General features: G+C 49.1%; 24 protein-coding genes and 1 tRNA gene. 15 read left to right on the plus strand and 10 right to left on the minus strand.

Features of this window, described 5'->3' with window-relative positions:
- The first annotated feature begins 72 nt into the window (after nt 1-72).
- The 6 genes from NWF04_09565 (at nt 73) to NWF04_09590 (ending at nt 6030) form a co-directional block, all read left to right on the plus strand.
- Nucleotides 73-831 (plus strand): class I SAM-dependent methyltransferase, encoded by a 759-nt coding sequence (locus NWF04_09565; protein MCW4006818.1) that lies wholly within the window; start codon nt 73-75, stop codon nt 829-831.
- Entirely contained in the window at nt 810-1910 is a 1101-nt protein-coding gene (locus NWF04_09570) for an iron ABC transporter permease (GenBank protein MCW4006819.1), read from the plus strand. The genes NWF04_09565 and NWF04_09570 overlap by 22 nt, the downstream gene beginning before the upstream one ends.
- A 219-nt stretch (nt 1911-2129) precedes the next feature.
- The gene (locus NWF04_09575) at nt 2130-4694 is read left to right on the plus strand and encodes a hypothetical protein (protein ID MCW4006820.1); all 2565 of its coding nucleotides are present in this window, start codon (nt 2130-2132) and stop codon (nt 4692-4694) included.
- 113 nt (nt 4695-4807) lie between these two features.
- On the plus strand, nt 4808-5401 hold the full coding sequence (locus NWF04_09580; GenBank protein MCW4006821.1) for an Hsp20/alpha crystallin family protein: 594 nt from the start codon (nt 4808-4810) through the stop codon (nt 5399-5401).
- A gap of 42 nt (nt 5402-5443) precedes the next feature.
- The gene (locus NWF04_09585; protein MCW4006822.1) at nt 5444-5860 is read left to right on the plus strand and encodes a hypothetical protein; all 417 of its coding nucleotides are present in this window, start codon (nt 5444-5446) and stop codon (nt 5858-5860) included.
- 44 nt (nt 5861-5904) lie between these two features.
- A complete protein-coding gene (locus NWF04_09590; protein ID MCW4006823.1) occupies nt 5905-6030 on the plus strand; it encodes a hypothetical protein in 126 nt (41 codons plus the stop codon).
- 14 nt (nt 6031-6044) lie between these two features.
- On the opposite strand, the gene NWF04_09595 is transcribed toward NWF04_09590, so the two are convergent.
- Both NWF04_09595 and NWF04_09600 read right to left on the minus strand, forming a co-directional pair.
- The gene (locus NWF04_09595) at nt 6045-6353 is read right to left on the minus strand and encodes a DUF131 domain-containing protein (GenBank protein MCW4006824.1); all 309 of its coding nucleotides are present in this window, start codon (nt 6351-6353) and stop codon (nt 6045-6047) included.
- Nucleotides 6354-6363: 10 nt separating this feature from the next.
- Nucleotides 6364-6624, minus strand: a complete 261-nt coding sequence (locus tag NWF04_09600) for a DUF131 domain-containing protein (GenBank protein ID MCW4006825.1) — start codon at nt 6622-6624, stop codon at nt 6364-6366.
- Between the two features lie 144 nt (nt 6625-6768).
- Here NWF04_09600 and NWF04_09605 point away from each other — a divergent pair, with 144 nt between their 5' ends.
- Nucleotides 6769-7929 carry an OB-fold nucleic acid binding domain-containing protein gene (locus NWF04_09605; GenBank protein MCW4006826.1) on the plus strand — a complete coding sequence of 387 codons (1161 nt, stop codon included), beginning with the start codon at nt 6769-6771 and terminating at the stop codon, nt 7927-7929.
- Here NWF04_09605 and NWF04_09610 read toward each other — a convergent pair.
- A complete protein-coding gene (locus NWF04_09610; GenBank protein MCW4006827.1) occupies nt 7922-8941 on the minus strand; it encodes an isocitrate/isopropylmalate dehydrogenase family protein in 1020 nt (339 codons plus the stop codon). The genes NWF04_09605 and NWF04_09610 overlap by 8 nt on opposite strands.
- Nucleotides 8942-9223: 282 nt before the next feature.
- Between NWF04_09610 and NWF04_09615 the strand changes: the two genes are divergently transcribed.
- Nucleotides 9224-10483, plus strand: a complete 1260-nt coding sequence (locus NWF04_09615) for an ATP-binding protein (protein ID MCW4006828.1) — start codon at nt 9224-9226, stop codon at nt 10481-10483.
- Between the two features lie 14 nt (nt 10484-10497).
- Here the strand turns inward: NWF04_09615 and NWF04_09620 are convergent, their stop codons facing one another.
- The 5 genes from NWF04_09620 to NWF04_09640 all read right to left on the minus strand — a co-directional run bounded on the left by NWF04_09620 (nt 10498) and on the right by NWF04_09640 (nt 14026).
- Nucleotides 10498-11343 carry a metallophosphoesterase gene (locus tag NWF04_09620; GenBank protein ID MCW4006829.1) on the minus strand — a complete coding sequence of 282 codons (846 nt, stop codon included), beginning with the start codon at nt 11341-11343 and terminating at the stop codon, nt 10498-10500.
- A 9-nt stretch (nt 11344-11352) separates the two neighbouring features.
- Nucleotides 11353-12189: a fructose 1,6-bisphosphatase gene (locus NWF04_09625; protein MCW4006830.1), complete on the minus strand. Its 837-nt coding sequence runs from the start codon at nt 12187-12189 to the stop codon at nt 11353-11355.
- 64 nt (nt 12190-12253) lie between these two features.
- Nucleotides 12254-12364, minus strand: a tRNA-Met gene (locus NWF04_09630).
- Between the two features lie 179 nt (nt 12365-12543).
- Nucleotides 12544-13254, minus strand: a complete 711-nt coding sequence (rpiA, locus tag NWF04_09635) for a ribose 5-phosphate isomerase A (GenBank protein MCW4006831.1) — start codon at nt 13252-13254, stop codon at nt 12544-12546.
- The gene (locus tag NWF04_09640) at nt 13244-14026 is read right to left on the minus strand and encodes a hypothetical protein (GenBank protein ID MCW4006832.1); all 783 of its coding nucleotides are present in this window, start codon (nt 14024-14026) and stop codon (nt 13244-13246) included. Before NWF04_09640 ends, rpiA begins: the two co-directional genes overlap by 11 nt.
- Nucleotides 14027-14232: 206 nt before the next feature.
- Between NWF04_09640 and NWF04_09645 the strand changes: the two genes are divergently transcribed.
- The gene (locus tag NWF04_09645; protein MCW4006833.1) at nt 14233-14541 is read left to right on the plus strand and encodes a hypothetical protein; all 309 of its coding nucleotides are present in this window, start codon (nt 14233-14235) and stop codon (nt 14539-14541) included.
- On the opposite strand, the gene NWF04_09650 is transcribed toward NWF04_09645, so the two are convergent.
- Nucleotides 14538-14948, minus strand: a complete 411-nt coding sequence (locus NWF04_09650; GenBank protein ID MCW4006834.1) for an Lrp/AsnC family transcriptional regulator — start codon at nt 14946-14948, stop codon at nt 14538-14540. The genes NWF04_09645 and NWF04_09650 overlap by 4 nt on opposite strands.
- A 240-nt stretch (nt 14949-15188) precedes the next feature.
- On the opposite strand from NWF04_09650, the gene NWF04_09655 reads away from it, so the two are divergent.
- The 6 genes from NWF04_09655 (at nt 15189) to NWF04_09680 (ending at nt 20925) form a co-directional block, all read left to right on the plus strand.
- Complete coding sequence (locus NWF04_09655) at nt 15189-15401, plus strand: lysine biosynthesis protein LysW (GenBank protein ID MCW4006835.1); 213 nt, start codon at nt 15189-15191, stop codon at nt 15399-15401.
- A gap of 105 nt (nt 15402-15506) precedes the next feature.
- On the plus strand, nt 15507-16679 hold the full coding sequence (locus tag NWF04_09660) for a hypothetical protein (protein ID MCW4006836.1): 1173 nt from the start codon (nt 15507-15509) through the stop codon (nt 16677-16679).
- A 64-nt stretch (nt 16680-16743) separates the two neighbouring features.
- The gene (gene argC, locus NWF04_09665) at nt 16744-17796 is read left to right on the plus strand and encodes an N-acetyl-gamma-glutamyl-phosphate reductase (GenBank protein ID MCW4006837.1); all 1053 of its coding nucleotides are present in this window, start codon (nt 16744-16746) and stop codon (nt 17794-17796) included.
- 13 nt (nt 17797-17809) lie between these two features.
- Nucleotides 17810-18619, plus strand: coding sequence for a [LysW]-aminoadipate/[LysW]-glutamate kinase (locus NWF04_09670; protein ID MCW4006838.1), 810 nt, complete (start codon nt 17810-17812; stop codon nt 18617-18619).
- Nucleotides 18612-19826: an aspartate aminotransferase family protein gene (locus NWF04_09675; protein MCW4006839.1), complete on the plus strand. Its 1215-nt coding sequence runs from the start codon at nt 18612-18614 to the stop codon at nt 19824-19826. The genes NWF04_09670 and NWF04_09675 overlap by 8 nt, the downstream gene beginning before the upstream one ends.
- Nucleotides 19792-20925, plus strand: a complete 1134-nt coding sequence (locus NWF04_09680; GenBank protein MCW4006840.1) for a M20/M25/M40 family metallo-hydrolase — start codon at nt 19792-19794, stop codon at nt 20923-20925. The genes NWF04_09675 and NWF04_09680 overlap by 35 nt, the downstream gene beginning before the upstream one ends.
- A 3-nt stretch (nt 20926-20928) precedes the next feature.
- On the opposite strand, the gene NWF04_09685 is transcribed toward NWF04_09680, so the two are convergent.
- Nucleotides 20929-22338: an aspartate kinase gene (locus NWF04_09685; GenBank protein ID MCW4006841.1), complete on the minus strand. Its 1410-nt coding sequence runs from the start codon at nt 22336-22338 to the stop codon at nt 20929-20931.
- Nucleotides 22339-22363 lie beyond the last annotated feature (25 nt).

Here is a 22363-nt window from a genome sequence, read left to right on the forward strand (position 1 = left end):
GTTAATGGTTAAACAGGTGAGTGGTGAATGGCTGGTATAGTGAATTGGGTTGAGCTGTGGAAGTTTATGCTGTTGAGCACTCGCAGGCTCAAACTATGCAGCACTGATTACTGGGACAAACAAGCAAGCCGCTTCAACCAAAAAACGCTTCGCATGGATGAGTTAACCCAAGTCCAACTAAACAACCTGCCCCTACTCCCACAATATAGCGTCCTTGAAGTCGGCGCTGGAACAGGACGCATAACCCTGCCCGTAGCCAAACAAGTCAAACACGTAACCGCCTCCGAACCCGCAGTTAGCATGCTTGAATTACTAAAAACCGCCGCCAAAAAAGAGCATCTAAATAACATCACCTACCTCAACACAGACCTAGAAGCTCTCTCAACAAAAAAACTCCCCCTCCACGACATAGTTTTAGCTTCCTTCTCAGTTTTCATGCTTGACCTCAAAAAAGCCCTATCAACCATTGATGCCCTCGCCAAAAAAAGTGTCTACATCTTCTCCTCAGCTTCTGTTTGGCCTGACAAAGAAATGCAAAAAATCCTCTACGGCGACGTCGTCTCTTTACTTCCCGATTACCTCTACCTCTACAATATCCTTTTGGATTTAGAGATACTTGCCAACGTAAAAATCTTGGATTATACTTCCTCGCAAAGCTACGACAGTTTGGATGATGCTGTTTCACAGCTCACTGACCTGCACTGCATCTCTTCCTGGCAAGAAACGAAGCTGCGAAAATACTTGGATGCGACTTTGGTGGAATCTAACGGAAAGCTTTGGTCAAATCAGAAACGTAAGGCTGCGATGATATGGTGGACCAAAACCCAATAACCCCCTCGGGCAACCAGGGTTTTTTCGACGCTGAAGAAGAGAAGCGAAAATACAAAAAAATAGTTCTAAGAAGAGTTCTCTTCCTGATTTTCTGCGTGGTTTTGCTTTTTTTCATAGCGGGCATCTCTTTGGCTCTTGGCTCGGCTGACATGACTTTTCTGGACGCCTACGCCGCAATATTTGGCAGAGCCTTTCCCGACTGGTTCCAAGTAAGCACCATAGCTGACACTGTTGTTTGGCACCTACGCCTACCCCGTATCCTATTAGCCATCATGGCAGGTGCAACATTGGCAATGTCAGGCTCCACCACCCAAGCAATCCTAAGAAACCCCCTTGCAACCCCCTACACCTTAGGCGTTTCCGCAGGCGCAGGCTTAGGCGCAGCAATCGGCATCATCATGGGCAGCGGCATAACCGACGGGCCCTTCCTGATAATTGGCAACGCCTTCCTGTTCTCCCTAATCCCCGTCGCAGTAATCCTGCTGATGGTTAAACGCAAAGGCGCCGCACCTGAAACCATAATCCTAGCGGGCATAGCGGTTATGTACATTTTCTCTGCTTCCACCACGATACTGCAGTATTTTGCTGAAGCTAACGCCGTTAGCGCCACGGTGTTTTGGTTGGTTGGGGATTTGTCGCGAGCCGCATGGTGGCAGCTACCCTACATTCTAGCTGTACTGGTTATCTGCTTTACAATTAATTTCCGTTTGTCTTGGGACCTTAACACCATGAAAATGGGAGACGACTCCTCCAAGAGCCTAGGCGTAGAAGTAGACCGCGTCCGCACAATTACGCTGTTAACTGCCTGCTTCTCCACCGCCACCGTTGTTAGCTTCACAGGCGCCATAGGATTCATCTGCCTAGTTGCTCCTCACATCTGCCGCGCCATAATCGGCACTGACGAGCGGTTCTTGCTAGTTGCCTCCAGCCTCTTTGGAGCAGTTTTGCTGCTCTTCGCCGACATCGTAGCTAGACGCCTTCTTGCACCCATCGTGCTGCCCGTAGGTGCCATAACCGCGTTTCTAGGCGGACCACTGCTGCTGTATTTGCTCCTGAGAAAAAAACGAGCCGCTCGCTAAAGTGGTAAACCAAAGAGTACACCTACCCCTGCTCATTTTGCATTAAACTTGGCAATGTTTAGTTTGGCTTGGAGCCGTTTTTTCCTTGTTTTTTGGTGTGTTCGACCAGAAAAGGTCTGTTTTTCCACGTGTTTTTCAGTGAGTTTAAGTGTTTTTGGCAAAAATTTAAAAGCGTTTTTCGTGCAAATGAAATATTACGGCAAATAGGAGAATGAAATTGTGAGTTTTAATTTAGATAAGGGAACCCTACGTTTCAGTAAACTTTTCGCTGTTGCTGCTGCGCTTCTTTTGGTGTCTTCAATTTTTGCTGCTGTTTCCCCTGCTACGGCTCAGGATGGCGCTGATACCTATCTGGCTTTGGCTGTTTCTCCCGACCCTGTTGGCACTGGACAAACCCTCTACGTTGTCTTTTGGCTTACTGTCTATCCTCCGACTGCTGCAGGTGCTGGTGGTGACCGATGGCGAGGCATGGAAGTTACAATCTGGAAGCCTGATGGAAGCATGGAAACCCGTGGACCTTTCACATCTGACCCTGTTGGCGGCGCATACCTGCTCTACACTCCCGACCAAGTTGGCACCTACTCTTTCCAGGCTAGTTTTCCTGGTCAAACCTTAGAAGCTGGTGAGAATCCTCAACCCGCAGGATTGCCCTATGTTGGCACCTACTTTAAACCAAGCACAAGCGACGTTGTTGATGTAACAGTTCAATCCACGCCTGTCGAGTCGTGGCCCCAAGCTGATTTGCCCTCTGGATACTGGTCGCGTCCCATATCTGCAGATTTGCGTTCTTGGAGTCAAATCTCAGGTAACTGGCTTTTGGGCAGATCTAACTATGCTACCGCTGGACGCATCTACAACCCCTACACTACTGCTCCTGAGACCTCGCACGTGGTCTGGACAAAAGAGTTGTCCTTTGGCGGGTTAATAGGCGGCGATTTTGGCGAACAAAGCTACTACTCTGGCATAACCTACGAAAACAAGTTCTCGCCCCCCGTGATTATGCAGGGCAAACTATACTACAACATATACCCAGCTACGCCGCCCCTATCAGGTTTTGTTTGTGTAGACCTGAGAACTGGCGAGACCGTCTGGACGCAAAACGGCACGGGACCAAGCCCAGTTACGTTGTCGCTGGCTGGTTATGGACAAAATGAACCGCGGCTTGCTGAAGGCTACCCCAAACTATCTATGGGCCAAATCTTCAACCCTGACACACCCAACCAGCACGGAGGCATACCCTACCTGTGGACCAGCGGAGGAACAGGCGCAACCGCTAGATGGGACGCATACGACGCAGTTACAGGCGCATGGCTCTACAGCTTGTCAAACGTAAGCGGCTACACATCAACTTTTGGTCCTAAAGGCGAAATCTTAGGGTACTTGCTTGACGGCGCAGGACACTGGATAGCCATGTGGAACTCCTCCAAGGTTGAAGGTCTTTGGGGTGGAACACAAGGAACCGAAGCTTGGCAGTGGCGACCCCCAATAAACGAGATTCTTGACGCCAACACAGGCATCGAATGGAACACAACCGTAGCTGGTGTATCTGGACCTAGCGCGTTGAGCATACAACTTGTTGACCCTGAAACCAACATAGTCATAGCTGCAGGCGCTGAAGCACCCTTCATAGGCTTTGGCGACAAAGTCTGGTTCGTAGCTTACGACGGCGTAACAGGTGCTCAACTATGGACCCAAGAAGTCGACATACCCTTCTCGGCGACCCTAGGCGGTCCAGCTTATGGTGCTAACCTTGTTGCAGGCGAAGGCGTCTTTGCTATGTACGAGAAAGAGACCATGCGTTGGCACATATTTGATATACACAGCGGCGAACTGCTAAGAACCACTGATCCTCGCCCAGGCAGTGACTGGGGCAAATATGTTGAAGGTGGAAACATCGCGTATGGTAAGCTGTACTCTGCAGGTTATGACGGTTTGATGTGTTGCTGGGACTTGAACAGCGGCGACTTTTTGTGGAGCTACTCTGCAGGCGTTTCTGGTGAAGAAACCATCTATGGAACTTGGCCTTTGGTTACGGGTCCAATTGCTGACGGTAAAATCTACACCTACACCAACGAGCACTCCCCTGGTTCTCCGTTCTACCGCGGCGCTAAGCTACACTGCATAAACGCAGATAACGGCGATGGACTTTGGAGCTTAACAGGCTGGTGGGGACATAACCACTACAGCACAGGCACCCTTGCCATAGCCGACGGCTACTTGGTTGCCCCCAACTATTACGACGGCCAAATCTACTGCTTTGGCAAAGGACAAACAGTAACGACGGTTTTGGCTTCTCCCAAAGTTGCATCTAAAGACTCAGCAGTGCTAATCGAAGGCACCGTCCTGGATGATTCCCCTGGCGCTAAAGGCACTCCCGCAATTGCTGACGCATACATGGACGCTTGGATGGAGTATCTCTACCAGCAAAAAGCTTGCCCTGAAAACCTTGACGGCGTTCAAGTCAAGCTAACTGCTGTGGATTCAAACGGTAACTCGCAAGACATCGCAACCGTGACAAGTGATGCATACGGCAAATTCCAGACAATGTGGGCACCTCCAGCAGAAGATGCATACAGCATAGTTGCAACCTTTGAAGGCTCAGGCTCGTACTTTGGCTCTTACGACGAAACAGCACTTGGTGTATGCACAGCAACTGGACAACTTGCAGACAACAGTGACGCTGGATTCATGGACTTACCCACAGGCGCATGGGTGCTTGGCATAATCGTCATCATCCTGCTGCTCGTAGCCGTGGCAATGCTACTCCTAAAACGCAACAGCTAAACCCTCCCTTCTTTTTTGTTTTCTGTTCTCTTTTTTCGTTGCTGGGAATGCTTGTTTTTCATCATAAACCTTATTGGATTGGTTACCACACGTATTTGTGGTGATTTATAGAGATGTCTTCAGATGAAGATCCTGAATGGCGTAAACGACGGCGTTCTATGTTTGGCAATGACCCCTTCTTTGGTGATATCGACAGGGTTTTTCATGAGATGGAGAAGATGATGGAATCTGAGTTCAAGAATTTCACTGATAAGGTTCCAAAAGACTATGTTAAGGAACGTAAACTTCCTGATGGAAGCACTGCCAAAGAGTTTGGTCCTTTTGTGTATGGTTATAGCATGAAGATTGGTCCTGATGGTAAGCCTGAAATCAGCCAGTTTGGCAACATCAAAAAATCTTTGAAGGGTGCGCCGCAGGTTCGAGAAGAGCGAGAGCCTTTGGTGGATGTGGTTGATACCGAGCAGGCTATACGCGTGGTTGCTGAGCTTCCAGGCGTTGAGAAAACCGACATTAAACTGCACGGCACTGAGGATTCGCTAGAGATTACAGTGGACACTGAAGCTTACAAGTACCACAAAGAACTCGATTTGCCCGCCACCGTGAAGGTGAAAGAAGCCAAATCCACCTACAAAAACGGCGTGCTCGAAGTGGTTTTGCCTAAAACCCAAGCTTCCAAACCCAAAGGCGAAGAAATCGGCATAGAGTAAACAAACGTTTTTTTCTTTCTTTGCCCTTTTTTGTGCTGTGCCATGTCAAACAATAACGCTGCAGAGCTTGACACTTTAAACAGTATATGCCGCCAAGCCAAAGCCGAAGGCAAACTCAGCGGAACCAGCCTAACCGCGTTGTACGACCTTTTCGGAGCGCGCTTCACCAAAGCCTTAGAAGCCCTCAAAGAAAACCGCGTAAAAAAATACGTCTTCAAACCCAGCAACAAAACCGCATGGATAGTCATAGGCAGAGAACGCGAATACCTGCTCATGCCCGAAGCTGAATTTTGCACCTGCGACGACTTCTACTTTCGCGTACTAGACAAACAAGTCCACCTCTGCTACCACCTCATCGCACAAAAAATAGCCCGCAACCTAAACTGGTACCAAATCATAGACACACCCGACCAACTCTACCCCACCCTCATGAAAGAATGGAAAAAAGCATCAACTTAAATACCTAAACACCACATGATACTTCCTGATTAGGAGACAAACCAATGGAACTAGGAGCATATTTCCAGATTCTCATCGGCGTCTTGATGACTTGCACTTTTGCGTCTTTAGCCTTGATTTTCCTAAAAGCCCACTACAACAGCGAAGAAGAAAGCCAACGCGAAGACTAACCTCTTTTCCGTTTTCAGATTTTTCTGCGCAAAACCCCAAACATGACAGCCATAGCTACGGCTACCGCAACACCAATTAGGATTAGCCATGGCGCGTCAGGTCCACTGCCAAAAACCAAGGGTATGGGTCCTATGAAAATGACTGCTCCTGTGCTTACTGAGCTGCCTTCGCCACCGGCCATGCTTGAAGCAGCCAAAAGCGTTATGCCAACAAAGATTATAGCAAAACCCGCCATGAACAGTAGGGGCAGCTTGCTGTATTTTTCAAAGCCTTCTGGAGCTTGCTGGGTTCTTGCTGCTGTTGTTTGTTTGGGTGTTTGCATGTTTGTTTTTTCACCTCAAGAGGAAGTGGTAAATTATCATGGCGGCAATTGAAAGGGCGGTGAGGGCGACTGCGAGTTTTAGGATGGTTTGGGTGCTGGTTTTGTCTGAGCCAAAAACGATGGGTATGGGACCAATCATTATGACGCCTGCCGCTTTGGTTTTGTCCTCTCCTGTTTGCCTAACCGTCATCAGCACAGCCGCCACTACAACAACGGCGATGCCCACGAAAACCAGAAGCGTACCTAGACTCTGCAAAACCTCTGCTTCCACACTGTTTCCTCTCGCGTGTTCTTGTTACTTTATGTTAGGGGCGGTTTATAGGTTGAGCGAAACCTGTTGTTGTTTGATGGAATTTGTGTTTGGGGCTGCAAACAATTTTAAGTTAAGCTTTGTTTAGTTGTTGTGGCAATCTTGATGACTTTGGATGATATTATTGCGCTTATTCTTCAACAGCGTCCCGAGCTTACTGAAGAGCAAATCCGCAACCGACTCTCCGTGGCAAGGGACATGACAGGCGGCTTAATCGCCGACGAATCCTTAGGACGCATGATTGCCGCAGAACTAACCGTGGATATCCCACAAGAAAACGGCACCTTCAAACCCAAACTATCCATCGGGCACATGGTTGAAGGCTTATACAACGCCACCGTAACAGGACGCGTCGTCGCGGTTTATCCCGTGAAAACCTTTGATGGCGCACGTTCAGGCAAGCTGGCAAGCGTGGTCATCGTGGATAACGACGGCGTTTTACGCGTTGTTTTGTGGGGCGAAAAAACCGACCTAGTCGAGTCAGGCGATTTGCAGGTGGGCACTATTGCAAAGTTTGCTCATGGCTACACCAAAGCCGACCGATACACAAACGTGGAACTACACATGGGCGACCGCTCACGCGTAGACACCAACCTGGAACACATAAACCAAGACGACTACCCCGACATAACCAAATTCACCACCCCCCTTTCCGAGTTATCCGTTGACCAAAAAAACGTGCATCTAACAGGCACAGTTGTTGATGTTTTTGGTTCTTCAACGTTTGCTAAAAGTGACCAAAGCGAAGGCAAAGTCCTGCGCGCGAAAATTGCTGACGACTCAGGCGAGGTGGTGGTTGTTTTTTGGAACGAAAAAGCCCAAGAGTTAGAGTTATGCATCAAAAAAGACGCCAAACTGGTGTTGGTTAACGCGCGCCCAAAGCCCAGTCAAGACGGCGGCGTGGAAGTTCATGTTGACTCTTCCACTTGGGTAAGCATAATGGCAGTGCAAAAGCCCCCCCAAACAATAGTTAGCCTAACTGAAGGCGAAGACGACATCTGCGTTGAAGGCGAAGTCTCCACCCCGCCAGCCTGCAAAGAAGTAACCACCTCCAAAGGCGAAACCGTCAAACTCTGCACGTTTGATTTGCGAGATGAAACAGGAGAAATCACCGTCACCGCTTGGAGGCAACACGCAGAAACCGCCGACAACTTAGCAGCTGGAGACAAAATCCGCATAGACAACGTGTACGTCAAAAAAAGTTACATGGGAGAAAAGTTGGAGTTGTCGACGCGGTCAGCGACGACTATATTGTTGCTTAGCTAATTTTTGCAGCTATGGCATCTGCCATGTCGGTGGTGCTTGCTTCTCCGCCTAGGTCCTTTGTTTTGACTTTGCCTTCGCTTAGAACAGCTGTTACGGCGTCTTCGATTTTCTTTGCTGCGGTTTTTTCTCCAAGGTGGTCAAGCATCATGGAGGCTGCCATTATGATGGCGGTGGGGTTGACTTTGTTTTGTCCGGTGTATTTTGGTGCGGAGCCGTGGACGGGTTCGAACATGCTGTAGGTATCTCCGATGTTTGCACCTGCGGCTAAGCCTAAGCCGCCTGTGACTTGCGCTGCTTCATCTGAGAGGATGTCGCCAAAGAGGTTGGTGGTTACTATTACGTCAAAGTTTTCGGGTTTTTTGATGAGTTGCATGGCGGCGGCGTCGATGTGTTGGTCATCTACGGTTACGTCGGGGTACTTGGGGGCTAAGGCTTTGACTGCGTCTTTGAAAATGCCATCGGTGATGCGCAAGATGTTGCCCTTGTGGACGTATGTGAGGTGTTTTTTGCGTTTCTGGGCGAGTTTGAATGAGTATTCGGCTACGCGTGTGGAAGCTTCCGTCGTGATTATGCGGTACGCGACGCTAACGCCCTTGGCGGCAAGAAATTCTACGCCTGAGTACATGCCCTCAGTGTTTTCCCGCACCACCACAAAATCTAAGTCGGGCTTTAGGGATTCAAGGTTAGGGTAGCTTTTGCAGGGACGCACGTTCGCGTATAAGTTGAAGATTTTGCGGATTTTCACGGCTGCACTCACGGGCGCGCCGGGTTCTTCGGGGGTGGTCATGGGGCCTTTGAGGCATGTGTCGGTTTTTTTAAGCAAGTTGACTGTTTCGTCGGGCAAGTTGGTGCCATATTTTTCTATGCAGTGAAAACCTGCTTCTCCGTATTGGAGGTCTAGTTTGAAGTCGCTGGTTTCCTGTACTTTTTCAAGAACCTTCACGGTGGCTTGGGTAATTTCTGGTCCTATGCCATCGCCTTTGAGAACTGCTATACTGTAAGTTTTAGACATGGAAACGTTTCACCTCTGTTGTATTCTGCTGGCTTGTAGATATTTCTTTTTAGTAAAAACCGCCTGTTTGAAGCTAAGGCACGTTCGCGGTTTGGCTTTTTGTTGCAAGGTTCTATAGACCCCCCTCCCCCTATGGTTTCTGCATAGAATTAAAATTTGGAGCCTAATAGGCTGCTGATAGGTTGGTGTTTTTGGGTGGGTTTGTTGTTAGTCTGGATACATAAGTGTTTTATATTAATACATAATACTGCATCCTATGGTGCATGATGGAGAGCACATGAAATGATGGACAGTCAATCACAGGATCAACCAGACCTGCAGCCTGAGCATTCCAACTCAGCCTCATCCAACAGTTGCCCCCAATATCGTGCTCTCTTCGAAAGCATGACCAGCGGCTTTGTATACTGCAAAGTACTAACCGACGACAAAAACAACCCCACAGACTTCGTTTTCATGGAAGTCAACAACGCCTTCGAAAAAATAACCGGACTAAAAAAAACCGACGTCATAGGCAAGCGCGTCACCAAAGTAATTCCCGGCATCACAAAAGCCCACCCCGAACTATTCAAAATCTACGGAAAAGCCGCTTTACAAGGAAAAAACGCCTACTTCGAATCGTATTTGAAGCCTCTTAACGGCTGGTTTTCCATATCCGTTTACAGCCCCCAAAAAGGCTACTTCGCCGCATTATTCACCAACATCAGCGAACAAAAACGCAACCAGAAAAAACTTGAAGAATACTCTTTAGGTTTAGAGTTAACTGTTGCCGCTCGAACCCAAGAACTAAAAGAAGCCCAAAACAACCTGCTCAAAGCAGAACGCTTTGCGGCAATTGGCGAACTTGCAGGTATGATAGGGCACGACCTGCGCAATCCCCTAACTAGCATCAGAAACGCCGCCTACTACCTCCAAAGAAAACAACTCCCCAACGCCGACCCCACAAACCGCGAAATGTTCGAAATCATCGACAAATCCGTAATGTACGCAAACAAAATCGTAGATAACCTGCTTGAATACTCCAAAACCATCTACCTAGAAATCGAAGAATGCTCCCCTAAATCCCTCATTGACTACATCTTGCTAATGATAAGCATTCCAAGAACCATCAAAGTTGTAGACCACACCCATGACGAACCCACAATCTGGGTTGACGCCCACAAACTTGAACGCGTCTTCATGAACATCATCAAAAACGCCATAGACGCTATGCCTGAAAAGGGCATCCTAGAAATTAGTAGCCGACAAATCGGCGATACCGTCGAGTTCACTTTTGCAGACACCGGCATGGGCATGTCCGAGCAAACCATGTCCAAACTCTTCACGCCCTTATTTACCACCAAAGCACAGGGCATGGGTTTTGGCTTAGCCATCTGCAAACGCATCGTAGACGCCCACAACGGCAAAATCACCGTCGACAGCGCCCTAGGAAAAGGAACAACCTTCACCATCACTTTGCCCGTACAGCAAAAACTAAAAGTCAAAGCCGAAAACGAATGGCTACGCCTACGCGAAGACTCCCTCTCAACAATAATCAACACCTAACCTTTTTTGGTTAGCTAGCTAAAGCTTCGAAGCTGCTTTAAGGTTCCAACGTAGGTTCCGTCTAGCAAGTAAATTTCTGAATTCCCAATTTCTACAGCTTCAGAGCGCAGCACTGGTCCAAGTAGGCTGTCACGTTCAGCTTCCTTTTGCGCTTTAGCTTCATTTACTGGTCTGCCCCCAAGCAAATCGTTAAAGCTGGGCATCATAAAAATCTGCTTAACCCTAGCTTTTACCCCATACCGTTCAAAAAGCGTCTGCGCGGGGCTGCCTTGGATTTTAACGCGGTACTTACCCAGCAAAATCCTAGTTAACTCTTCAGCGTTGCAGTCTGCTTTCATCCACACCTGCTGTGTTACCTTAAAGCCTGCGGGGTCACGCAAAACCACCACTGGATGCAAATGCCCCATCACCAACGATTTGCAACCCAAAAGCTCAGGTGAAGGCCACTTATGCCCATGAAACAGCCCTACTTCACCCACAACTACCCCCGAGGCGGGAAACATCTGTACGCCTTCTGGCAGCATAGGCTCTAAATTCGCGTCATGATTACCCCGTACCACCCCAACCTTGGCTACGTGCTCTTTGGCTTGCGTAAAAAACCCCAAGATTTCACGCCACTCCCCTGGCTCAGCAGGAACCACCGTGTATTTTACATCACCTAAAACCAGCAACCTATCAGGTTTGTACTTTGCAAATAGGCGCAGTAGCTTGTCAAGCAGTTTGGGGCTTTGGCTTGGCGCATGAATCCCCCTTCTTTGCAAAGACATTTCCCAGCCCAGATGTGGGTCAGCAATAACCAAGGTTTTTTCCTTGGCATCTTCTATGATTGCTGCCGCGTGGGGAAACAGCAGCTTGAGCATTGTCTTTCGCTACTGCCCAGTGGCGGGTTTAACCAAACCCAGAAGTGTCTTGTGGATGGTTTGGTTTCCTGAAGCCACAAACTTGAGTTGCTGCTTAGGGTCTAAAGGCACATCTACTGCCTCGCCCGAAGGCGACGACACAATTCCGCCTGCCTCTTTGATAATGAGAAAGCCCGCTGCGATGTCGGTTGTGCGGATTTTTCCGCGTATGTCCAAGAAAGCGTCGGTTAAGCCGTCTGCAACAAAACATAGCTCCAAGGCGTTGGCGCCAAAATGTCGGATGTGACGTGCTACGGCGATTAAATCCGTCAGCTGCGGCGCAACTTCGCGGACTTTGTATGTGTTCAAGTCTAAGCCTATGACGGCTTCCTGCATCGACGTAACCGCAGACGTTACAATTTTCTTGCCGTCGCGAAAAGCACCTTTGTCCTTCACTGCAGTGTATGTCGTGCCATGATACAAATCCGTCACCATACCCGCAACAACCTGTGAGAGGACGGGTTTGCGTGAAACCGCTATGGATGAACAGTAAAACGGTAAGCCTCTTGTGAGGTTGGTGGTTCCGTCTATGGGGTCAACGGTTACGTAGTAGTCTTTGGGGGTGTCGCCGAATTCTTTGATGCCTGATTCTTCGCTAATTAGCGTGAAGGAGACTTGGTTTTTTTGCATGGTTTGTACGATGGCTTTTTCCGCGGCTAAATCCACCAGTTTCATGGCGTCTCCGCCTGCGCCCATGCCTAAATCGGGTTGAGGCGCCTTCAAAGTCTCTAGATGCGGCTCAACAGCAGCCTTCACCGCATCTCGGCACTCAACCAAAACCGCTACCCAATCAACCTCAAACGACAAACATCATCACATCAACGCCAATAATGCACAAACAACCTCATAAACCCACCCAAAAACCACATTGTGGTGCCGGGGGCGGGATTCGAGCCCGCGACTTCTGGACATGGGCGTTTGGCCGCTTTATGTTCTCCAGATTATGAGTCTGGCGCCCTAAGCCAGGCTAGGCTACCCCGGCAAACTGTTTCCCGTAGCCTATATCGGCGTCTCTTCGCGTCCAAACCGAGTTGACCGCGTTTTCTTGAGGCGTCATCTTTCAATGCACCGTAGTTTAATTAAAGTTTTCTTTAAAATCTCGCCGTCTGCTGTTGCGCTTAAACTGCGTCGAGCGGTTTTCCCAAAACGGGCGTTGGGTGGTTATTGTTTTCTTTGCAGCTTTTGTGTTTGGCTTTGGGTTCCCACGTAGACAAGGTCAGTTGTTCCTACGAACAGTCCTGTTTCAACTATTCCTGGTATCATCTTTAGTTTCTGTGCAAGCTTTGCGGGGTCGTCTATGGCTCCAAAGTTTACATCCATAACCGCGTTGCCGTTGTCTGAAATTACGGGTCCAAGTTTGCCCTTTACTTCACGCAGTACAGGTTTTACGCCCATCTCCAAAAGTTTGTGCTGCACCAGCCCGATGGCAAATGGCACGACTTCTGTGGGTACCGCTTGGTTGTTTTCGCCTAAAACTTTGACGATTTTTTTGTCGTCAGCTATGATAATGTTTACTTTGGCTGCGGTGGCTACGATTTTTTCACGTACTAAGGCGGCTCCCATGCCTTTGATGAGTTCAAGGTTGGGGTCTATTTGGTCGGCGCCGTCAATGTTTACGTCTACTTCTGGGTGTTCTTCGAGGGTGGTTAGGCTGATTTTGTTTTGTACGGCGAGTTGGAATGCTTGGTAGCTTGAGGGTATGCCCAGAACATGCAGGTTTTCCTGTTTGATTCTTTCGCCCAAAGCTTCAATCGCGTAAGCAGCGGTGCTTCCACTGCCCAAACCCACCACAAAATTATCCTCAACATGCTGTATCGCGGCTACGGCGGCTTCTTTTTTAGCTGCTTCAATCGGATTCAAATTAGCTTTCAACTTCCATCTGTCCTAGCTTGTTCATAACTTCGTCTATTTGGTTGCGTATGGCATCTATTCTTTGTTCTGCCTCAGTTTTAGAATGCTGCTTCTCTGAAGATGATTTGCGTTTGCGTTTGGGCTTCTCAGGAGCCTCTTCCGTAGCTTCGGTTTCCTCGGGCTCCTCTTCTTCGTATTCTTTTTCCATCTGCTCTGGAACCACGGGGATTTGCCGTTTGGGAACTTGTACTTTGATTTCTCTGACGGGTTTGATGTCGATTCTGCCCCTGAGCTCATCCACCTTGCTGCTTAACTCGCCAAAGCGGGAACTAAACATTTTCATGAGGTCTTCTTGCATGCTCTCCAGCTCGTGTAGCGCCACTATGGTTTCGTCTTTGGCTATGGATTCCTTCACCGACATCATGCGGTTCTTGTAGCTGCTTGCTAGGCGTTCTCTTTCCTGTTCGGTAATTTTTCCTTCTGCATGCGCCTCGTATAGGTGTCGTATGGCGTCGGCGAGAATTTCGCGTTCTAAATCTAAAATCCGCAGTTCATCCTTTGCGTTTGTGGCGTCATTGAACTTTATGCTCTTAGACAACCTAAACGGCAGCCCCGAAGAAAGCTGGGGGTCAAAATATGGGGGCGGGGGCTCGTTTTTTTCTGGAGTCGGCGCAGTTGCAACTGGTTTTGTTCTTTGCCGTCTTCTGGTGTAAATGACAATAACACAGCTCACAACGGCTATAGTCGCTGCTGCAGCTATCGCCATGATTGTTATGGGGTCGTCTAGAGCCATGTTATCCTCGGTAATCTGATAGCCTACGATGTATATAAAAATTAAACAACTCCGCTTAAGCTTTGAGTTTTTGCGTGGAACATGCTAGATTGCCCATTGCCTTTTGGCTTAGAACTCTGTTTTGTTCGGATTCTAAAGCCGCAAATGGTTTTATTTACTTCACTTTTTACCTGTGTTAGTCCATCAAAGGGTGTGTTGCTGTGCCTTTGTTTCAGACTAAAAAAGAAGTTTTCGGCTGGGTCAAAGAGGGCAAAAAAACCATAGACATACGCAAAGGACGCCCTTTTCGCGGTGACATGGCAGTTTTCCAGTGCGGAGCCCATCACCTGCGGTTGCCCATAATCAAAAAAGAAACCGGCAAACTAACCGACATCATCAACAAAGACAACTACCACCAAGTCATACCCCCAGCAAAAACCCTCCAACACGCGGTTGATTACCTGCGGGGCATTTACGGAGTTGAAAACGGCATCTTCACTGCTTACTATGTGGAGCCTTCAACGGTTTTGGTTTAGCAGTTGCGCAGGACAATCATGGTGTTAGTTTTTGTTATGCCTTCTACTCGGCGAATTTTCTCTATACACTCGTTAACTTCCACCACGTTCATGCCGCCTATAACCGCCACGATGTCATATTCGCCTGTGACTTCGTAGAGGGTTTCCACGTTGGGTATTTCCATTATCCGTTTGGAGACCTCTTGGGTAGGCAACGACGGATTCGTAGAAAGAAGTGCTATGGCTTCTGCGCCTTCTGATACGCCGATTTTGACGGTGAATTTACGTATGGCGCCTGTGTCTGTTAATGCTTTGATTCTTTTTCTTACGGCTCCTTCGGAGAGCCCGATTTGTTTGCCTATGTCTATGTAGCCTGCTCTTCCGTTTTCTTTGAGGATTTTGATTATTTCTCTGTCTTTGCCGTCCATTTGTTGTCCCTTATTATTTGGTGTTGTTTGGATTTAACGATTTCTAGAATCCGTGGCTTTGGTTGCGTTTTTCGTACCTTTTTGGGGTTATGCCTTCTGTTTTTGTTTTTCTTGCGCGGTTCTCTTTCCAGATTTGTTCTGTTTGAGACATTAGCAGTCCAAGATGTTACAGATAAGTCGCAATGTTTAAAAGAAAGGCGGCTCAATCAGGAAGTTATTTCGGATAAAAAAGTGATAACGATGAATAAAGAAAGTTTGGATATGCAAGAGGTGAAGGCGATGAAAGCTAAATGCCCTGATTGTGATGCTGACTTAGACGTTCCCAGCGACGCCGCCGCAGGAGAAATCGTAAGCTGCCCTGGATGCGGACTTGAGCTTGAAGTGAAACAGGTAAACGGCGACTGCGTTGACCTTCAAGAATTGACCCTTGAAGGCGAAGACTGGGGCGAATAAACGGTTTCCCCCAAAAACCCCACCTTTAACCTTCAAAACACTCAGTTTAAAACAATCCCCAACAAGTTTATTTAACCTAACTTTTGCACAGGAAGGCGGCTACACATGAGCATCGGTCTTTTGTATGAACGCTCTGAAAACGACGAAAACGGAATCAAACTAACCGCCCAAAACTTAGGCATAGACTTAACATTTATCCCGTTTCGCAAAATCGCCATAACCATAGGCAAAGACGCCTGCAACATCGCAAGCAAAGGAAAAAACTTCACCAACGCCCTCAAAGACGTCCCCGTCGTTTTGAACCGCGCCCAAAGCAAAAACCGACGCCTATATGCAGCCTACACCATAGAAGCCCTAGGCAAAAAAGTCATCAACCCCTCCATAATCGAAGCTACCTGCTACAGCAAATTCCGCACCCTCACGCACCTGTGGGCAACAGACCTACCCATACCCAAAACCACGTATGTCCCTTGTGACCCCACCGACACAACTAAGGACGGCAGAGTCATACACAACGAACCCGACATAGCCGACTTAATCGGGCAGCAACTTGGCAGCGAAGTTCTTGTCAAGCCTGACGCGGGAACCCACGGCAAAGGCATAGTTCTCTCCAAAAACCGCGATGAACTCATCAGCAACATCCAAAAAACCACGCCCTCCATCATCAACCCCATTGGCGTTGTCGCTCAAGAATTCATCCAGAAATGGTTCTACGACCTGCGCATAATCGTTAGCAAGGAGAAGGGCAAGGCGCCTGTTTGTTATCCTGTGGCGTTGGCTCGTGCGGGTTTTGATGATTTTCGAACTAACACTTACTTGGGTAACCTCGTATTTGACGTGAAGCTCCCTTTGCGGGTTCAGGAGTTGGCTGCTAAATGCGGCGTGGCTCTAAGCGGGGGCAGCGAGGCTTGGGTGTTTGCCATGGACGCCATGATAAATGTGGGCGAAAACAAAAACGCTTCAGACCAAGAGCTTAAAGCCGAGTTAGCCAAAGCCGCCGAGTCTTTTGCGCAGGTGCAAAAAGTCAAACGCGACCCTAATCGGCTGCGCGACTTCAAAGCATGGAACATTCAGCTTGAATCCGCAGTTAATAGTTATAAGGCAACCGCGCCCTATGCAAAAGTGAAAACCCTGATCGAGGAAAACGTGGACGCCAACCAACGCAGAGTCGTCTTCCACGAAGCCAACAGCTGCCCCGAATTCTGGGAGCAAACCCGCACCATAACAGGCATAAACGTGGCAATCCCCCTCCTAAAAGGCGCCCAAAGCCTCCTCTAACTAACAATCATAAAACAAGAATAACCAAACAAAAGACAACCCCTAGGAGAAAAAGAAGAGTATGATGCGAATTGGAATAATTGGCGGTTCTGGATATGTGGGCGGCGAGCTTTTACGTTTGCTGCTTATGCATCCTGAGGTAGAGGTGACTATGGTTACTAGTCGCCAAAGCGCAGGCGAATACGTTTTCAACTTGCACCCGAACCTGCGTGGGCTCACTCAGCTAAAGTTTGTGCCCCAAGACATATCTGAACTGCAAAACAACTGCGACTTAATCTTCACTGCCACGCCCCACGGCGGCTCAGTTAACTTGGTTCCTAAACTGCTCGAAGCCGGCTTAAAAGTCATAGACATGAGCGCTGACTTTCGCATGAAAAACCCTGCCGACTACGAGACGTGGTACGGCTGGAAACACGCTCACCCCGAACTGCTCAAAGAAGCTGCGTATGGCATGCCCGAGCTGCACCGTGAAGAAATCAAAAAAGCCCGCCTCATCGCGTGCCCAGGATGCATGGCAAGCTCCGCCATCTTCGCCCTGGTTCCTCTTATCAAAGCGGATTTGGTTGAGAAAAAACGCATTGTAGTAGACCTCAAAGTTGGTTCAAGCGGAGGCGGCAGCAAACCCACCCCAGCCTCGCATCATCCTGAACGTTTCGGAGGCGTGCGCCCCTACAAAGTCACCAACCACCGCCACATAGGCGAAGTCGAACAAGAACTCAACGCCTTCTCAGATGAACCCGTAACCGTCTCGTTCACGCCCCACGCAGTCAACATGGTACGCGGCATCTTAGCAACCGTTCACGCTTTTCCCACAAAACCCATAGCTGCCAAGGATGTCTGGAAAGCTTTGCGCTCCACCTACGTTGACGAGCCTTTCATACGCTTTGTCAAATACCAAAAAGGCATGTACCAGCTCCCCGACCCCAAAGTCACCATAGGCACCAACTTCTGTGACATAGGCTTTGAAATTGACCCCCGAACCAAACGCGTGCTCATGTTCTGCGCCATAGACAACATGGTAAAGGGCGCGTCAGGCCAAGGCGTACAATGCCTCAACGTCCTAATGGGCATAGACGAAACCACAGGGCTGAAAAGTACAGGTTTTCATCCGATGTGAGGTAATAACTATGTTGTTTGTAATCAAGATGGGTGGAAGCATACTCAAACAGGGCGCATCTGCTGATTTGGTCACCGACCTCAAAGAATTGTTGGGTGAGGGGCACAAGGTTGTTTTGGTTCACGGCGGCGGCGTTGAAGTTACTGAAATCGCGTCTAAGCTGGGTAAGGAGCAGCAGTTTATTGTGTCTCCTGATGGTTTTCGCAGCCGATACACCGACAAAGAAACCATAGAAATCTACTCCATGGTCATGGCGGGCAAGCTCAACAAGCAAATTGTTTTGGCACTGCAAAGCCAAGGCATCAACGCAGTTGGACTCTCGGGGCTTGACGGCAAAATCTTGCAGGCGGAACGCAAAAAACGTCTCATAACCGTGGATGCCCGGGGACGCAAACGCGTCATAGACGGCGGCTACACAGGCAAAATCCAGCAAGTGAACACGCAGCTACTCCAGCTTCTGCTAGAGCAAGGCTACACGCCCATAGTAACTCCCGTGGCGCTAAGCGAAGAATGCGAACCCCTAAACGTAGACGGCGACCGAACCGCCGCAACAGTCGCGGGCGCGCTTGGGGCTGATAAGCTGATTTTACTCACCGACGTAGAAGGCTTACTGCTCAACGGTGAATGCATAGGCAAAATCTGCGCCTTAGAAGTCAAGGAGGTTCTTGGCGGCATCGGAGCAGGCATGAGTACCAAAGTCCACGCAGCCCTAAAAGCTTTAGACAGCGGCGTAGACGAAGCCCTCATAACCGCAGGCGCAGGCAAATCCCCAATAACCCGAGCGTTAGCGCATGAAACAGGCACTGTGATTACCCATGAATGAGCAGCAAATAATTGATTTGGAAAACCAGTTGATGGCGAACGTTTTTGGAAAACGTCCCATAGCCATAGCCAAAGGCGAGGGTGCCCTGCTTTGGGATGTTAACGGCAAAGAATACATTGACTGTATGAGTAGCTACGGCGTAGCCCTTCTGGGTCATTGCCACCCCAAAGTCGTTGAGGCGGTTTGTGAGCAAGCAAAAACCCTGATTTCTTGCCACGGCAGCCTCTACAACCAAAAACGAACCGCGTTCCTACAAAAACTAACCAGCATGACCCCCAAAGGGCTCAATAAGGCTTTTCTCTCCAACAGCGGAGCCGAAGCCGTCGAATGCGCCCTAAAACTCGCCCGCAAACACACAGGCAAACCCGAAATCATCGCCTTCATGGGAGCCTACCACGGCAAAACCTTCGGAGCCCTCTCAGCTACATGGGACAAAAAATACCGCCAACCCTTCATGCCCCTAGTACCCGACATCAACCACGTGCCACCCGACAACCTTGAAAAACTTGAAGCCGCCATATCCGACAAAACCGCTGCAGTGCTTGTCGAACCTATACGTGGCGAAGGCGGAGTTCGAGTGCCTCCCGCAGGTTTCTTGCAGGGGCTGCGCAAGCTGTGCGACGAAAAAGGCGTTTTGCTGATGTTTGATGAAGTGCAAACCAGCTTTGGACGAACAGGCAAACTGTTTGGGTGCCAACACTGGGATGTTACTCCTGACGTTATGTGCCTTGCCAAACCCTTCGCAGGCGGCTTACCCATAGGCATAACCGTCGCCAAAGAAAACATCATGTCCTCCTTCAAAATCGGCGAGCATTCAACAACGTTTAGCGGAAGCCCCCTTGTCTGCGCTGCAGGCTGCGCCGCCATAGATGCCCTGCTTGAGGAGAACCTAACTGAACAAGCCCAAAAGAAAGGCGAATACTTCAAAGAGCGCCTTGAAGAGTTGCAGGGCAAATACTCGATAGTTAAGGAAGTGCGCGGCAAAGGCCTAATGCTGGGTATGGAGCTGCGCTTTGAAGTCATAAACGTCCTACTCAAATCCGCGCAAAAAGGCGTGCTCCTCTTAGACGCAGGACGCAACGTGCTACGCTTCCTACCGCCCCTAGTAATTACCACCGAGCAACTTGACAAAGCCATAGCCGTGCTTGACGCGGTTTTGGAGGAAGAACAAAATGCAAGAACAAACAGCAGTACGGTTCCTAACTAACCTGCTAGGCATCTACAGTCCCTCAGGCAACGAAGAAGAAATCGCGCTTTTCATAGCCAAAAAAATGAGTCAATTCGGCTTTCAAGTCGGCGTAGACACAGTAGGCAACGTCATAGGCGTTGTAGGCGAAGGCGAACCCGTGATTTTGCTGTGTGGGCACATGGACACGGTTGCGGGTTACTTGCCGCTGCGCGTGGAAGAAGGCAAAATCTATGCTCGCGGCGCCGTGGACGCAAAAGGTCCCCTAGCCTCTATGATTGTGGCTGCTGCTGAAGCCGCTAAAGACCCCGAATTTGAAGGAAGAGTCTTAGTTGCAAGCGTCATAGAAGAAGAAGCCACCAGCCGCGGTATACGCCACCTCATACACGAAGGCATAGAAGCCGACTACGCAATCTTTGGAGAACCCAGCGGCGTAGAAAACGTCACCATCGGCTACAAAGGACAAATCCAACTCAAAATCATCTGCAAAACCCTGCCCGGGCACTCTTCATCACCGTGGCTATACCAAAACGCCCTAGACGAAGCATACAAGCTGTGGACTCAGATAAACAGCAGCTACAAAGAAAAAGAAAACCCCGACAGCCACTTCTACTCAGTAACCGCCTGCCTAACCAAGCTCAGCGGAGGAAACGCAACCTCAGTTATCCCCTTTGAAGCGGAGATGTTCATCGACATACGCGTACCGCCACCCCTAACCACCACAGAGGTTTTTGAGCAGACCCAAAAAATCATCAACCAATACCAAAACACTCACCCGCAAGTCGCCATAAAAGCTTCCGTGCAAGATACCGTGGAGCCATTTGAAATTCATAAAGCCAACCCCTTAGTGCATACTCTGGCGTCTTCTATACGTCAAGCCACAGGTAAACCCGCCACGCTACTGCGCAAAACAGGAACAGGCGACATGAACATTTTAGGACTTACCATGAATTTGCCCATCGTAACCTACGGACCAGGCGACTCGCACCTTGACCACACCGTAGACGAGCACATCGACATCAAAGACTACCTAGACGCCATACAAATCTACAAACAAACCATACTCAAACTAGCAAAACTCTACAAAAGAAACAAGGAAAACGGCGAAGATAAAAAGTAACGGCTAGATTTTGTCTAGCTCGAATTCTTTGTGGATGGCTTTGACGACGGCTTCTCCGTCTTTTTCTTTGACTACAAAGCTGATGTTAAGCTCTGAGCTGCCCTGCGCTATCATGCGAATATTGATGCCCGCTTGGGCTACGACAGCAAAGATTTTTGAGGCAACGCCTAATGTGCCTTTCATGTTTGCGCCCATGACTGCGACTACGGCTACGTCGTCTTCGGCGGTGACTTCGTTTATGGTGCTTCTGCCAAGCAACGCTATCTCCAACGTACTAAGTGCCCTGCCAACGAGGCTTCGGCGCATAACCATCGAAATATTCGCTTCGGAGACGGCGGTTGAGACCATCATGATGTTTATGCCGTTTTTGCCTAGAATTTCGAAGACTTTTGCGTAGCTGCCTGGAGCGCCGACCATGCCTGCGCCATTAACATTAACCATCGCGACGTCCTTGATGAGCGCGACAGCTTTGACTGCTCCTGTGATTTTGGAGCCGTTCATGTCGGTGATGAGGGTGCCTTGGTTGTTTGGGTGAGCGGTGTTTCTAATCCTCACGGGGATTTTGGCTTCGATAATGGGTTCTAAGGCTCGGGGGTGCATGGCTTTGGCGCCAAAAATCGCCATTTCCGCGGCTTCCTGATATGAGAGTTTGGGGAGGGTTTTGGCTTGGGGCACAATTTTGGGGTCGGTGGTCATGATGCCGTCTACGTCAGTCCATATCCAGACCTCAGCAGCGCATAAGGCGACACCGATGATGGTTGCGGTGTAGTCTGAGCCGCCTCTGCCGATGGTTGTGACTATGCCGTCTTGGGTTGCGGCGATGTAGCCTGTGACTACGGGGACGATGTTTTGTTTGAGTAGGGGTTCGAGGCGTTCTTTGAGTTGATGTGTGGTGACGTTGAGCAGAGGGCTGGCTTCTCCAAAGTTTGCGTCTGTTACTATGCCTGCGTCTTTGCCTGTGAACCACTGCGTTTTAACTTGCAAATCCTTTAGGGCGCCGCAGACGATGGGGGCGCAGAGGCGTTCACCAAAGGAGACGATGAAGTCTTTGGATTTGGCTGTTAATTCGCCTACGTAGCTTACGCCGATGAGGACTTTTTCGAGTTCGGCGACTGCGGTTTTGGTTGTTTGTTCGGCTTCTTTTTGCAGCGATTTGTCGGTTATGGCGCCTTGTATGGCTTTGACGTGCTCATGTACAAGCTGCTTGGTAAACTGCTTAATCTCCTGCTCAGATGCCTTCTTAGCCTGCTCTGCAACGTCCAAAAGCTGATTAGTCACGCCTCCAATAGCCGAAACCACCACAACAACACGGTTCTCTTTAGCATTTGATTTGACTAACTCAGCAACGTGACGTATACTCTTGCCTGACCCAACGCTGGTTCCGCCAAACTTCATAACTACAGTTTTAGCCATCTCGATTTTCTCTCCAAGCTCTCTT

This window comes from Candidatus Bathyarchaeota archaeon, assembly GCA_026014465.1.
GTDB lineage: Archaea > Thermoproteota > Bathyarchaeia > Bathyarchaeales > Bathycorpusculaceae > JADGNF01.